This window comes from Streptomyces sp. NBC_01166 (assembly GCF_045039765.1).
Classification (GTDB): domain Bacteria; phylum Actinomycetota; class Actinomycetes; order Streptomycetales; family Streptomycetaceae; genus Streptomyces.
The window spans coordinates 5,606,790-5,619,572 of record NZ_CP108613.1; the positions used below are offsets into that span (position 1 = coordinate 5,606,790).

At 70.4% G+C, this 12,783-nt stretch carries 15 protein-coding genes; 9 read left to right on the forward strand and 6 right to left on the reverse strand.

The genetic code is table 11. The annotated features are described in order from the left end of the window. Nucleotides 1-5: 5 nt before the first annotated feature. Together OG379_RS25970 and OG379_RS25975 are read left to right on the forward strand one after the other, a co-directional pair. On the forward strand, nucleotides 6-602 hold the full coding sequence (locus OG379_RS25970) for a GNAT family N-acetyltransferase (RefSeq protein WP_405665424.1): 597 nt from the start codon (nucleotides 6-8) through the stop codon (nucleotides 600-602). Between the two features lie 79 nt (nucleotides 603-681). Next, complete coding sequence (locus OG379_RS25975) at nucleotides 682-1,350, forward strand: DUF6304 family protein (RefSeq protein ID WP_405665426.1); 669 nt, start codon at nucleotides 682-684, stop codon at nucleotides 1,348-1,350. 67 nt (nucleotides 1,351-1,417) lie between these two features. On the opposite strand, the gene snpA is transcribed toward OG379_RS25975, so the two are convergent. Further along, on the reverse strand, nucleotides 1,418-2,092 hold the full coding sequence (gene snpA, locus OG379_RS25980) for a snapalysin (protein ID WP_405665428.1): 675 nt from the start codon (nucleotides 2,090-2,092) through the stop codon (nucleotides 1,418-1,420). A 256-nt stretch (nucleotides 2,093-2,348) separates the two neighbouring features. Between snpA and OG379_RS25985 the strand changes: the two genes are divergently transcribed. The 4 genes from OG379_RS25985 (at nucleotide 2,349) to OG379_RS26000 (ending at nucleotide 5,620) form a co-directional block, all read left to right on the forward strand. After that, the gene (locus tag OG379_RS25985) at nucleotides 2,349-3,302 is read left to right on the forward strand and encodes a LysR substrate-binding domain-containing protein (protein WP_405665430.1); all 954 of its coding nucleotides are present in this window, start codon (nucleotides 2,349-2,351) and stop codon (nucleotides 3,300-3,302) included. An 84-nt stretch (nucleotides 3,303-3,386) separates the two neighbouring features. After that, nucleotides 3,387-4,379, forward strand: a complete 993-nt coding sequence (locus tag OG379_RS25990; RefSeq protein WP_405668647.1) for an NAD-dependent epimerase/dehydratase family protein — start codon at nucleotides 3,387-3,389, stop codon at nucleotides 4,377-4,379. A 9-nt stretch (nucleotides 4,380-4,388) separates the two neighbouring features. Continuing rightward, nucleotides 4,389-4,742 carry a DUF952 domain-containing protein gene (locus OG379_RS25995; RefSeq protein WP_393763490.1) on the forward strand — a complete coding sequence of 118 codons (354 nt, stop codon included), beginning with the start codon at nucleotides 4,389-4,391 and terminating at the stop codon, nucleotides 4,740-4,742. After that, nucleotides 4,739-5,620, forward strand: coding sequence for an SDR family oxidoreductase (locus OG379_RS26000; RefSeq protein WP_405665432.1), 882 nt, complete (start codon nucleotides 4,739-4,741; stop codon nucleotides 5,618-5,620). The genes OG379_RS25995 and OG379_RS26000 overlap by 4 nt, the downstream gene beginning before the upstream one ends. A gap of 104 nt (nucleotides 5,621-5,724) precedes the next feature. On the opposite strand, the gene sodN is transcribed toward OG379_RS26000, so the two are convergent. Continuing rightward, entirely contained in the window at nucleotides 5,725-6,120 is a 396-nt protein-coding gene (gene sodN / locus OG379_RS26005) for a superoxide dismutase, Ni (RefSeq protein WP_033298259.1), read from the reverse strand. Nucleotides 6,121-6,298: 178 nt separating this feature from the next. On the opposite strand from sodN, the gene sodX reads away from it, so the two are divergent. After that, complete coding sequence (gene sodX / locus OG379_RS26010; protein WP_405665434.1) at nucleotides 6,299-6,736, forward strand: nickel-type superoxide dismutase maturation protease; 438 nt, start codon at nucleotides 6,299-6,301, stop codon at nucleotides 6,734-6,736. Here the strand turns inward: sodX and OG379_RS26015 are convergent. Continuing rightward, complete coding sequence (locus tag OG379_RS26015) at nucleotides 6,640-7,269, reverse strand: CGNR zinc finger domain-containing protein (protein ID WP_405665436.1); 630 nt, start codon at nucleotides 7,267-7,269, stop codon at nucleotides 6,640-6,642. The two genes, sodX and OG379_RS26015, sit on opposite strands and share 97 nt — an antisense overlap. Before the next feature lie 88 nt (nucleotides 7,270-7,357). Between OG379_RS26015 and OG379_RS26020 the strand changes: the two genes are divergently transcribed. Further along, nucleotides 7,358-8,119: a class I SAM-dependent methyltransferase gene (locus tag OG379_RS26020; RefSeq protein ID WP_405665438.1), complete on the forward strand. Its 762-nt coding sequence runs from the start codon at nucleotides 7,358-7,360 to the stop codon at nucleotides 8,117-8,119. A gap of 84 nt (nucleotides 8,120-8,203) precedes the next feature. On the opposite strand, the gene OG379_RS26025 is transcribed toward OG379_RS26020, so the two are convergent. The 3 genes from OG379_RS26025 to OG379_RS26035 are packed head-to-tail and all read right to left on the reverse strand — an operon-like array spanning nucleotide 8,204 to nucleotide 10,892. Further along, complete coding sequence (locus tag OG379_RS26025) at nucleotides 8,204-8,965, reverse strand: amino acid ABC transporter ATP-binding protein (RefSeq protein WP_401618882.1); 762 nt, start codon at nucleotides 8,963-8,965, stop codon at nucleotides 8,204-8,206. Next, nucleotides 8,962-9,903: an amino acid ABC transporter permease gene (locus OG379_RS26030; protein WP_393763501.1), complete on the reverse strand. Its 942-nt coding sequence runs from the start codon at nucleotides 9,901-9,903 to the stop codon at nucleotides 8,962-8,964. Before OG379_RS26030 ends, OG379_RS26025 begins: the two co-directional genes overlap by 4 nt. A gap of 29 nt (nucleotides 9,904-9,932) precedes the next feature. Next, the gene (locus tag OG379_RS26035; RefSeq protein WP_393763503.1) at nucleotides 9,933-10,892 is read right to left on the reverse strand and encodes an ABC transporter substrate-binding protein; all 960 of its coding nucleotides are present in this window, start codon (nucleotides 10,890-10,892) and stop codon (nucleotides 9,933-9,935) included. A gap of 522 nt (nucleotides 10,893-11,414) precedes the next feature. Here OG379_RS26035 and OG379_RS26040 point away from each other — a divergent pair. Continuing rightward, nucleotides 11,415-12,650, forward strand: coding sequence for an NADP-dependent malic enzyme (locus OG379_RS26040; RefSeq protein ID WP_393763505.1), 1,236 nt, complete (start codon nucleotides 11,415-11,417; stop codon nucleotides 12,648-12,650). The last annotated feature ends 133 nt before the right edge of the window (nucleotides 12,651-12,783 follow it).

Here is a 12,783-nt window from a genome sequence, read left to right on the forward strand (position 1 = left end):
CGGTCATGGGCGTACGAGTGCGGCGGGCGGACCAGCGGGACAGGGATCAGGTCGTACAAATCCTGGAGGAGGCGTTCCACCACGATCCGGTGAGCAGCTGGGTCTTTCCCGACGAGGAGCACCGGCGTGCGGTGCACGGGAGGTTCCTCGGCGTCTTCGCCGACATCACGCTGGAAGAGGGCCGTGTCGACCTCCTGGAGGACGGCACGGCGGTGGCCCTCTGGCTCTCCGTGCCGGCGGGCGCGCCGGAGGAGGGCGACGACACCCCCGCGCTCATGCGGGAGACCGCTGATCCCGACAACGAACGGGCCGAACTGGTGGGGAGGCTGACCGGCGCCGTCCACCCCCACGACCGCGCGCACGAGTACCTGCTGATGATCGGTGTCTCCCCGGAGCGCCAGGGGGAGGGGATCGGTGAGGCGCTGATGAGGGGGGTCCTGGAGCGGTGCGACCGGGAGGGGACCCCCGCCTATCTGGAGGCGAGCAGCGAGCGCAGCCGCGGTCTCTACGAGCGGCTCGGCTTCACCTTCATGGGGAGGACCGTCGACCTCCCCGAGGGGCCGCCGATGTGGCCCATGTGGCGTGAACCGCAGGCCGGATGACCGGGGCCCCGTCATCGGAAGCACGGAAGGGGAGGGTGCCACAGGGCGTGCGCCGGGGCACGGGCTACAGTCCCTGCTCATGACAGATGAGTCGTGGGCAGGCTGGTACCGGGACCGCCATGGTTCCGAGGCCGTCATTCTCACCACGGACGGACAGCAGCTCCGTATTCGCGTCCGGGGCACGGACTTCGAGGGCGCGAGCTTCGACGGTCTGGGCCCCGTGGCCGGTGTGCCGGTTCCGGAGGGGCTGTTCGGGCTGGTGGACGGCGTGCTCGACGACTGCGTCCTGGAGTGGGACCTCCCGCTCCCGGTCCTCGTGTCCGGGACGGTCCGTCAGGCGACGCTCAGCTGTCTGCTGTCCCTGCGCAGGGCGGATCCGGATCTGTATCTCGCCCTCCATCTGGACGGGGCGGTCTACGAGTCGAACCGTGCCGAGGGCGACTTCGCGGCCGCGCTGGCCACGGTCCAGCGGATGCTTCCGCCGGGCATGCATCTGCAGACGTGCATAGCCTGTGCCTTCTCCGACTACTTCCCGGTCCCGGTCCGCGGTCTCTCCGGCGGGCTCGCCTGCTTCCGTGGCGCGAAGGACGCCTACCGCGACGTGGCGGGCGGGGACGACCTCGCGGGCCTCTGGGACCGGCGTACGGGATTCGTCCAGGAGATATGGAGCTGCCGGGAGTTCGAACCGCGCCCGGCGCACGGCGCCGGCACGGGCCACCGGGGTGCCTTCCCGCTCGAACTCGCCTGACCCGCCGCCGAAGCCGTGGGGGCCGCCCCGCTTCCGCGGAACGGCCCCGTGCCGGGCGGCCCCGGTGTCAGGACGTGGTGCGGGCGAGAGCCGCGAGACCGTTCTGCCAGAGGGAGTTCACCCGCGAGCGCTCCGTGGCGTCCGGGTACGCGTTCGTGCAGGACGTGCCGGGACCGCCGCCCGACATGAGCTCGCTGCACGGCCCGGTGTAGTGGTCCGGAAGCCCCAGCACGTGCCCGGTCTCATGAGCGGTGACCCGGGTCGAGTTGTACTGCTGGTTCTGGGCGTAGTCGAGGAAGATGAATCCGCTGCCGTGCCCGTCCGTGCTCGCGTACGAACCCCGGGAGTCGTTGCCCTCGCGGTAGTCGAAGTCGGCGTTCGAGCCCTCCTGCAGCTTGACGTTGCTGACCGAGCTGTTCCAGATGCTGGTGCTGCTGGCTATCTGGCTGCGGAAACTGGGGGCGTTGGCGGTGCTGTAGACCACGGTGACCGCCTGGGCGCCCGGGTTCGCGGCCCGCTTCTCGGCGACCGACTTCATGACGGCGTCGAAGAACGCCTTGTTCGCGGCGGCGTTCTCGCTCGAACCGGCGTACGCGGCGTAGCCGGACTGCGCCGCGGGCACGGTGGCCGTGGACGCGGGGGAGGGAGCGGCGGCGACCGCGGGGGTGGTGCCGAGCGACGCGGCGAGGCCGAGTCCGAGACCGGCCACGGCCGACATGACGGCTGTCCTGGATTGTCTCATGGGGGGTGTTCTCCTGCCTGTCCGAAGAACCCCGTCCGGAGACGGACGGGGAACGGGTGGGGGGTACGGCAAGAGTGTCGGGGCAGCCGGGCCCGCAGCGGATGATGTCAACCGGCGATAGCACCGCCCTATCACCGGGACAGGAAGCACACAGAATCAGCACGTGCCGGTCGCCCCGACACCCCCTGAATCGGCCCGGTTGGTGGCGGTTGGGGCATCTGGTGCTCGGCGTGCGAACAGCCATACCCTCGCCGTCATGGAGCTCGAGGTGAGGCACCTCAGGGCGCTCTGCGCCATCGCCGACACAGGCAGCCTGCACCAGGCCGCACGGCAGCTGGGCGTCAGCCAGCCCTCGTTGACCACCCAGCTCCAGCGGATCGAGAAGACCTTGGGCGCGGAGCTGTTCCGCCGCGGGAGGACCGGCTGCCGGCCGACCCTCCTGGGACGTTCGGTCCTCAGCCGCGCCCGCCCTCTGGTGGACGGCATGTCCGCCCTGGTCGGCGCCGCGACGGCGGAGGCCGCGGCCGCGCGGGCCGGCGGCCCCGGCCTGCGGATCGGATCCACCGCGAGCCGGGTCATCGGCGGCTGGCTGCGCGGACTGCGGGTGCGGCTGCCCGGCACCGACATCTCGCTCCGTGTCGACGTGTCGGCCCGGGCGCTGCTCGGAGCGGTGGCGGCCGGCCGGCTCGACGTGGCCTTCGTGCACGAGGTGGAGGGCTGCCCGCTCGCCGTTCCGGACGGACTGGTCCAGCGCGTACTCCTGGAGCGCGAACCGCAGTTCATCTCCCTGGCCCGGGACCACCCGGCGGCCGGACGGCCGGTGGTGGACCTCGACGACCTGGCGGGCGACCGGTGGATGGTCGACCCGTCGGTGGACGGTGAGTGGGACGGTGTGCGCCGGGTCCTCGGCGCCGCGGGTCTCGACCCGCCCGTCCTGCACGGCGACTACCTCACCGCGGCCTCCCTCGTCGTCCTCGGCGAGGCGGTCGCCCCCTGCCAGCCGACCTCCGGCCCCCGCGAGGACATGGCGATCCGCCCCCTGCGCGGTGACCCGCTGGCGGTCCGTCTGCTGCTGGTCTCACGGCCGGGCGCGGACATCGACGCCGTGTACGAGGAGCTGGAGGCGGCCTACCGCGACGCGGCACGGAGGGCCGAGGAGTACCACCGGTGGCTGCTGCGCCACCGCAGCCCCCTCGCGCACACGTCCTGAAGCGGAGAGTTCCCCGTTCTGCCGACAGCGACGTCCCGTTTCCTCCGGTCCTCCGGCTGGCACGATCACCTCATGAAGCTCTTGATGCTGGGCGGCACGGAATTCGTGGGACGCGCCGTCACCGTCGCTGCTCTCGAACGCGGTTGGGAAGTCACCGTCCTCCACCGCGGACATCACGCGGCGCCGGCCGGGGCCCGGTCCCTGACCGGCGACCGGACGACGGGCGGGGCGGGCCTCGCCGTACTCGCCGACGGCGCCTGGGACCTCGTGGTCGACACCTGGAGCGGCGCTCCGTCCGCCGTGCGGGACGCCGCCCGGCTGCTGTCGGACAGGGCCGGCCACTTCACCTACGTCTCCAGCAGGTCCGTCTACGCCTACCCCGCCCCGGCCGGGCTGACGGAGGACGGGCCGCTGGTGGACGGGGCGTCCCAGGACGCCGGAGCTGACGTCCCGTACGCCCTGGCCAAGCGCGGCGGGGAGCTCGCGGCGCTCGACGCCTTCGGCGACCGGGTGCTGCTCGCCAGGCCCGGGCTGATCCTCGGTCCCGGGGAGAACATCGGCCGTCTGCCGTGGTGGCTCACTCGGACGGCCCGGGGCGGAGAGGTCGTCGCGCCGGGGCCGCCGGACGCCGCGCTCCAGTACATCGACGCCCGCGACCTGGCCGACTGGCTGCTGGACGCCGCAGAGGGGGGCCTGTCCGGGGCGTACAACACCGTGAGCCACCCGGGGCACACGACCATGGGTGAGCTCCTGGACACCTGTGTCCGTGTCACCGGCTCCCGCGCCCGACTGCGCTGGACCGACCCCGGGGTGCTCCTCGCGGCGGGCGTGGAGCCATGGACGGACCTGCCGGTCTGGCTTCCCGCCGGAGAGCTCTACGACACCCTGCACCAGGGGGACGTGACCAAGGCGCACGCCGCCGGCCTGCGCTGCAGACCCGTCGGCGAGACCGTCGCCGACACATGGGCCTGGCTGCGCGAGCTCGGAGGGACCGTCCCGCACCGGCCGGACCGCCCCGCCGTCGGTCTCGACGCGCGAACGGAGGCGAAGCTCCTGGCCGCGCCCGGCAGCCCTTAGCGTGACCCCATGACCGAACAGCTGCTGCACCTGACGGAAGAGCCCCTGTGGGAGGCCGCCCGCAGAGCGGGGACGTACGAGATGTCCACCCGGGGCCGCACCTTGCGGGAGGAAGGATTCATCCACTGCTCGCTGCCCCATCAGCTCCCCGCCGTGGCCCGGGCGTTGTACGGGTCGGAGGACGACGGTCTGGTGGTCCTGGTCATCGACCCCGCCCGGCTCCCGGCACCTGTCCGCTACGAGGCCATGGAGCCCGGCGGCGAGGAGTTCCCGCACGTCTACGGACCGCTGCCGGCGAGCGCGGTCGTGGAGGTTCGCCGCTGGGCAGGTCCCCCGGTGGCGGAGGACGGTGAGGCGGGATGATCAGCCCTCTCGTAGCGGTGACCGGCGCGACCGGGGCCGTGGGTGGCCGAGTCGCCGCCCGGCTGGCCCGGACCGGCGTCCCCGTGCGCCTCCTCGGCAGGGACCCCTCACGGCTGCCCCGCCTGCCCGGCACGGTCGCCGCGCCCGCCGCCGCGTACGGCGACGGCGAGGCGATGCGCCGCGCGCTCGACGGTGCGCACACCCTGTTCCTCGTCTCGGCCCACGAGAGTCCCGGCCGGGTCGCGGAGCACACCACGGCGGTGGACGCGGCCCTCGCCGCGGGCGTCGAACGCATCGTGTACGTGTCGTTCCTCGGAGCGGCACCGGACGCGACGTTCACGTTCGCGCGCGACCACTGGCACACCGAGGCGCACATCAGGATGACCGGCGTGCGCCACACGTTCCTGCGGGACTGCTGGTATCTCGCGGCGATCCCCGCGATGACGGGCGCCGACGGGGTCCTGCGCGGTCCCGGCGGCGAGGGGCGGGTGTCGGCGGTCGCGCACGACGACATCGCGGACTCGGCCTCAGCCGTCCTGCTGGACGAGGGGACCACCCACGACGGCGCGACGTACGACCTCACGGGCCCCGAGGCGTTCACCCTGGCGGAGGCGGCCGACGAGCTGAGCCGGCGTACCGGCCGCACCATCCGGTACGTGGCGGAGACCAGGGAGGAGGCCTACGCCTCCCGCGCCCACTACGGAGCCCCGGAGTGGGAAGTGGCCGGCTGGGTCACGTCGTACGAGGCGATCGCGGCGGGCGAGCTGGACACCGTCTCGGACGCCGTCCCCACCCTCACGGGCCGCCCCGCCCAGGGGCTGGCGGCCTATCTCCAGGAGAACCCGGACAGCTACAGCCACCTCCTGCCGGGCTCCTGACACGGTCCGCGCCGACAACGACCGCACCCGGCCCGCCCCACCCCCGTAGGGGAAGCGGCGGACCGGGTGCGGTCGTTGTCGGCCTCGCGGAGGAGGACCGCAGGTCAGGCCTTCTTGGTCTCCCAGAAGATCTTGTCGATCTGGGCGATCAGGTCCAGAGCCTTCTGGCCCGTGGCCGGGTCGTTCGAGCCCTTGGCCGCGGAGAGCGCCTTCAGGGTGTCGTTGACCAGCTGGTGCAGCTCCGGGTACTTCTCGAAGTGCGGGGGCTTGAAGTAGTCGCTCCAGAGCACCGAGACGTGGTGCTTCGCGAGCTCGGCACGCTGTTCCTTGATCAGAACGGCGCGCGTGCGGAAGTCCGCGTCCTCATTGGCCTGGTACTTCTCCTGGACGGCCTTGACGGACTCCGCCTCGATGCGGGCCTGGGCCGGGTCGTACACGCCGCAGGGCAGGTCGCAGTGGGCGCTGACCTTCACCTTGGGGGCAAACAGGCGGGAAAGCATGGAGCTGTCCTTCCTCGTGATCGTCTTCTCAGGTGGGACATTACTCCGTAGGAAGCCTGTTTTTGCGGCTGCCCCCTAGGGCTTAGGCCAAAAGTCCGGGTGAGGATGAGACCGGCGGCCGAAATACGGAGCGGTGCGCGCTGCCGTGTACCGGAGGATGGACCAGGAGGTGCCACAGATGCCGGAACCGGCACAGGAACCATGGAGCGGGCGGGCGGCGCGTAAGCCGTTCCAGGTGGTGGAGGTGACGGGGCCGTCGATGGTGCCCACGCTCTACCACGGCGACTGGCTGCTCGTGCAGCGCGGGGCGCCGGTGCGCCCGGGGGACGTGGTGATCCTGCGTCATCCGCTGCAGCAGGACCTCCTGGTCGTCAAGCGGGCCACCGAGCGACGCGGCAGCGGCTGGTGGGTGCTGGGTGACAACTCGTACGCGGGCGGGGACAGCACGGATTACGGGACGGTGCCCGAAGAGCTCGTACTGGCCCGCGTCCGGGCCCGCTACCGGCCGCTGAGGAAGGATCAGCGGTCGGTGTTCGGGCTGCTGGGCTGGGCGGTCTCCGCCGTGCGCCGCGTCTCGCCGGAGCGGTCCGCCTCCAGCCGCTTGCGGGCCCGGTAGGCCGCAACGTTGGCGCGGGTCGCGCAGCGGTCGGAGCAGTAGCGCCGCGAGCGGTTGGTCGAGGTGTCGAGGTAGGCATTGCGGCACGGAGCCGCCTCGCAGAGGCCGAGCCGGTCCACGCCGTGCGTGGTGAGGTGGAAGGCGAGGCCCATCGCCGCGATGGCGGCGAAGCCGGCCGTCGCGTTCGACGGGTGATCGGCCAGGTGCATGTGCCAGTCCGGCTTGCCGTCCTCGTCACGGGTGTCGTGGCCGGAGATCTGCGGGTTGACCGGGAACTCCAGCAGCAGCGAGTTGAGCAGGTCGACCGCGAGCGTCTCGTCGCCGCCGTCGGCCGCCTCGAACACCGCGCGCAGCCGGGCCCGCACGGAGCGGAAGCGCGTCACATCGGCGTCCGTGGCACGCCGGGCCGCCTGGGCACTGGGGCCGAACAGCTCGCGGATGCAGTCGACGGTGGTGAGGGAGTCCTTGTTGCGGCCCGGCTCCTCGGTGTTGACCAGACGCACGGCGTAATCCGAGTAATAGGCCAGTTCCACTTGTAGTCCTTACGGCGTCGGTCTATGGTCGCTGTGTCGACCAGTGTAATGGTCGGGGGTGACCACTGAGTATTACGTGGAGGATGGGATGGCGGAGACGGCTACGGGCACCGACTGGCAGTCCTGGCAGGCGAGCTGGGACCGGCAGCAGGAGTGGTACATGCCGGACCGTGAGGAGCGGTTCCGGGTGATGCTGGACATGGTCGAGGCCGTCGTGGGGCCCGAACCGAGAGTGCTCGACCTGGCGTGCGGTACGGGCAGTATTACGGACCGGCTCCTCAAGCGGTTCCCCGAGGCCACCAGCACCGGTGTCGACCTCGACCCCGCGCTGCTCGCCATCGCGCGTGGGACCTTCGAGGGGGACGACCGGGTCACCTTCGTGACCGCCGACCTGAAGGACGCCGCCTGGACCGAGCGGCTTCCGCACACCTCGTACGACGCCGTGCTCACCGCCACCGCCCTGCACTGGCTGCACAGCGAGCCCCTCGCCGCCCTGTACGGACAGATCGGCGGACTGGTCAGGGACGGCGGGGTCTTCATGAACGCCGACCACATGATCGACACCGGCACCCCCCGCATCAACGCCGCCGAACGCGCCCACCGGCACGCGGCCATGGACCGGGCCAAGGCCGAGGGGGCCGTGGACTGGCGCGAGTGGTGGGCCCTGATGGCCAAGGACCCGGTCCTCGCGGGGCCCACCGCCGAGCGGTTCGAGATCTACGGCGAGCACGCTGACGGCGACATGCCCTCCGTCCACTGGCACGCCCGTACCCTCCGGGAGGCCGGCTTCGGCGAGGCACGCGCGGTCTGGGCCTCCCCGTCGGACAGCCTGGTCCTCGCCGTGAAGTAGGGCACTCACGGCCGGCCGCCGGGAACGGCGGAGAGGGCGGTACGGACCTGGTCCGTACCGCCCTCTCCGCCATCCGCGACGGTGCTACAGCACCTTCGACAGGAAGGACTTCGTCCGGTCGTGCTGCGGGTTCGTCAGGACGTCGCGCGGGTGGCCGGACTCGACCACGACGCCGTCGTCCATGAAGACCAGCGCGTCGCCGACCTCGCGGGCGAATCCCATCTCGTGCGTGACGACGATCATCGTCATGCCTTCCTCGGCCAGGCCGCGCATGACGTCCAGCACGTCGCCGACCAGCTCGGGGTCGAGCGCCGACGTCGGCTCGTCGAAGAGCATCAGCTTCGGTTCCATGGCCAGGGCGCGGGCGATGGCCACCCGCTGCTGCTGTCCGCCGGAGAGCTGGGACGGGTAGTTCTTCGCCTTGTCGGACAGCCCGACCCGGTCCAGCAGCCGCTCCGCACGGGCGCGGGCGACGGCCTTGGCCTCGCCCTTGACCTGGATCGGCGCCTCCATGACGTTCTCGATGGCCGTCATGTGCGGGAACAGGTTGAAGCGCTGGAAGACCATGCCGATGTCCCGGCGCTTCAGGGCGACTTCGCTGTCCTTGAGCTCGTAGAGCTTGTCGCCCTTCTGCCGGTAGCCGACCAGGTCGCCGTCGACGTACAGCCGCCCGGCGTTGATCTGCTCCAGGTGATTGATGCACCGCAGGAACGTCGACTTGCCGGAGCCGGACGGGCCGATCAGGCAGAAGACCTCACGCGGAGCGACCTCCAGGTCGATGCCCTTGAGGATGTGCGCGGGGCCGAAGGACTTGTGTACGCCCTCGGCCTTCACCATGGCGCTCATGCGGCGCCTCCCTTCGGGCGGCCCAGCGAGAGCATGTTGGCCCTGATCCTCTGGAACGGGGTGTCCGGCAGGCTGCGGCTGGAGCCGCGCGCGTAGTACCGCTCCAGGTAGTACTGGCCGATGCTGAGCATCGAGGTGAGGATCATGTACCAGGCCGCGGCCAGGAACAGCATCTCCACGGTGGCACCGGAGGTCTGCGAGACGTTCTGGGTCGAACGCAGCAGTTCGGTGTACTGGACGGCGACCGCCAGGGACGAGGTCTTCAGCATGTTGATGACCTCGTTGCCCGTGGGCGGGACGATGACGCGCATCGCCTGCGGTACGACGATCCGGCGCAGCGTCTTCCCGTGGCTCATGCCCAGGGCGTGCGCCGCCTCCGTCTGGCCCTCGTCGACCGACTGGAGACCGGCCCGGCAGATCTCCGCCATATACGCGGCCTCGTTGAGTCCGAGCCCGAGCAGCGCGCAGAGGAACGGCGTCATGAAGGACGACCACTCGTCCTTGTAGATGGGCCCGAGGTTGATGTACTCGAAGACGATGCCGAGGTTGAACCAGACCAGCAGCTGTACGTAGACCGGGGTCCCGCGGAAGAACCAGATGTAGCCCCAGGCTATGGAGGTCGTGACCGGGTTCTTGGAGAGCCGCATCACGGCGAGCACGATGCCCAGCACGACACCGATGATCATCGAGAGGACCGTGATGATGACGGTGTTCTTGACTCCTTCGAGGATCTGGTCGTCGAAGAAGTAGTCCGGGATCGCGTTCCAGTTGATGTCGCCCTGGGCGAACGCGTAGACGAGCGAGGCCAGCAGGCCGAGCGCGACGACCGCGGAGACGTACCGGCCGTAGTGACGTACCGGGATGGCCTTGATCGCCTCCGGCCCCGCCGACGGGGTGGGCGGGGTGTCCGCCGGGGCCGCCTTCTTTATGTCAGTCACAGATGTTGCCTTTCAGCGCCGGTCTCCGGTCAGGACCCGCCGTTGATCTTCGCCTCGGTGACCGCGCCGGCCTGGACGCCCCACTTGTCGATGATCTTCCCGTACTCGCCGTTCTTGATGACCGCGTTCAGGGCCGCCTCGATGGCCTTGGTGAGCTCGTCGTTGCCCTTGGCGACAGCGATGCCGTACGGGGCCGCCTCGACCTGCTCGCCGACCAGCTGGAAGTCCTTGCCGCCGCCCGAGGTCTTCACCGCGTACGCGGCGACCGGGAAGTCGGAGGAGCCCGCGTCGGCGCCGCCGCCGCGCAGCCGGGTCTGGGCCTCCAGGTCGTTGTCGAACGCCTGGACGGAGATCTTGCCCTTGCTGCCGCACTTGGCGCTCTCGGCCTTGGCGAGGTCGTGGGAGACCGTGCCCCGCTGCACGACCAGCTTCTTGCCGCAGAGGTCCGACCAGGTGCTGATGCCCTTGTCGTCGCCCTTCTTGGTGTAGATGGAGACGCCGGCGGTGAAGTAGTCGATGAAGTCGACGCCCTCGCCGACCTTCTTCTTCGTCTCGGAGTCGACGCCCTCCTGGCGGTCCTTCGTGTCGGTCATGGCCGACATCGCGAGGTCGTAGCGCTTCGAGCGCAGACCCGTGAGCAGCGTGTCGAAGGTGCCGTTCTCGAAGACGAACTTCACGCCGAGCTGCTTGCCGAGGGCGTCCCCGAGGTCGGGGTCGATGCCGACCGTCTTGCCGGACTCGTCCTTGAACTCGACCGGCGGGTAGGCGATGTCGGATCCGACCTTGATCTCGCCCTTGTCCTTGACGGACTGGGGGAGGAGGTCGGCGAGCGGCGCCTTCTCGGTGGAGGCCGCGCCCGACTCCTTCTTGCTCGCGCTGTCGGTCTGGTCGCCACAGGCGGTCAGCAGCAGGGTGCCGGCGACCGCGACTGCGCAGACCGCGGCAATCCGGGACTTCGCGGTCGTACGACAGAGGGTGCTTGCGGTCATGATCGGAATCCTCCGGCAGTGAGGGGATGCTGGTGGGGTGGGTGCGCACGCACCTTCGAGTGCCGCCACCTCGTGTGATTAGGGCATCTTGCCATTCGGACTCACCCAATCAGGGGGCCGGTCATGTCAAAATCGGGTAACGGGCGACCCCCGAACCTCAACGGACGGATACCGCAAGGCCGGACCATCTGCTGGAAAGTGCGTGCCCCTCCGGAGAATCTCCGGTGCGTCTCGACCTACGGACGGCCTTTGTGGGCCTTAGTGGACTTGTCCAGATATTCGGCTATGAGTCATGTCACCGAGTCGATACCGACTCGTAAGAGGCCCGGTCCGTCCGGTAAGAAAGACCTTTACACCCCTCATCCGGGGCTCAGGGCGCGTGTGCGGCGCGCCCGCGCGTATGTGTCTCCCCTGCCGGAGCGGTCCAACCGCTCAGTGCCGGGAACGTACGCGGTGCCCGCCCACCCCTCCTCAACCAGGAGTGGCCACCCTCAACTGATGAAGACTTAAGGGGTCAACACAATGGCAGCGGAGATCGTCAATCCTCGCAGCGACAGCAAGACACACGGCGAGGCCGGTGCGGCAGGGCTCAGCAGTGCGGACGAGCCCTTCGATCCGGCCTTCGCCCTCCACCGCGGCGGGAAGATGGCCGTGCAGGCCACCGTCCCGATCCGCGACAAGGACGACCTGTCCCTCGCGTACACGCCCGGCGTCGCGAAGGTGTGCAGCGCCATCGCCGAAAATCCCGAGCTCGTCCACGACTACACGTGGAAGTCGCAGGTCGTGGCCGTCGTGACGGACGGCACTGCCGTCCTCGGCCTGGGGGACATCGGTCCCGAGGCCTCCCTCCCGGTGATGGAGGGCAAGGCGATTCTCTTCAAGCAGTTCGGCGGGGTCGACGCGGTGCCGATCGCGCTCGCCACGACCGACGCGGACGAGATCGTCGACACCGTCGTGCGCCTCGCGCCCTCCTTCGGCGGGGTGAACCTGGAGGACATCTCGGCGCCCCGGTGCTTCGAGATCGAGCGCAAGCTCCAGGAGCGTCTCGACATCCCGGTCTTCCACGACGACCAGCACGGCACCGCCGTGGTGACCCTCGCGGCTCTGCGCAATGCGACGAAGCTGTCCGGCCGGACGCTCGGTGATCTGCGCGCCGTCATCTCCGGCGCCGGCGCGGCGGGTGTCGCCATCGCGAAGTTCCTGCTGGAGGCGGGCATCGGCGATGTCGCCGTGGCCGACCGCAAGGGCATCGTCAGCGCCGACCGCGACGACCTCACGGACGTCAAGCGCGAGCTGGCGGAGATCACGAACCGCGCCGGCATCACCGGCTCCCTGGAGACGGCGCTGGCCGGCGCCGACGTCTTCATCGGGGTTTCCGGCGGTACGGTCCCCGAGCCGGCCGTGGCCTCTATGGCACCCGGCGCGTTCGTGTTCGCCATGGCCAACCCGAACCCCGAGGTCCACCCCGACGTCGCGCACAAATACGCGGCCGTGGTGGCCACCGGGCGGTCGGACTACCCGAACCAGATCAACAACGTGCTGGCGTTTCCCGGGATCTTCGCGGGCGCGCTGCAGGTGCGTGCCTCCCGGATCACCGAAGGCATGAAGATCGCCGCGGCGAACGCCCTGGCGGATGTCGTCGGTGACGAGCTGGCCGCCGATTACGTGATTCCGTCGCCGTTCGACGAGCGGGTCGCTCCCGCCGTCACCGCCGCGGTGGCCGCGGCCGCCCGCGCGGAGGGTGTCGCGCGGCGCTGACGCCGAGCGGGGTGTGGGAGCGGGGTCCGCCGTGCGGGCCCCGCTCTCCCCGTCCCGCTGCTGGTGGCGGTGCACGTGCGGCGCGGCGCGCGTCACACTCTCGGACGGTTACGTCACGACGCGTCACGGCCTA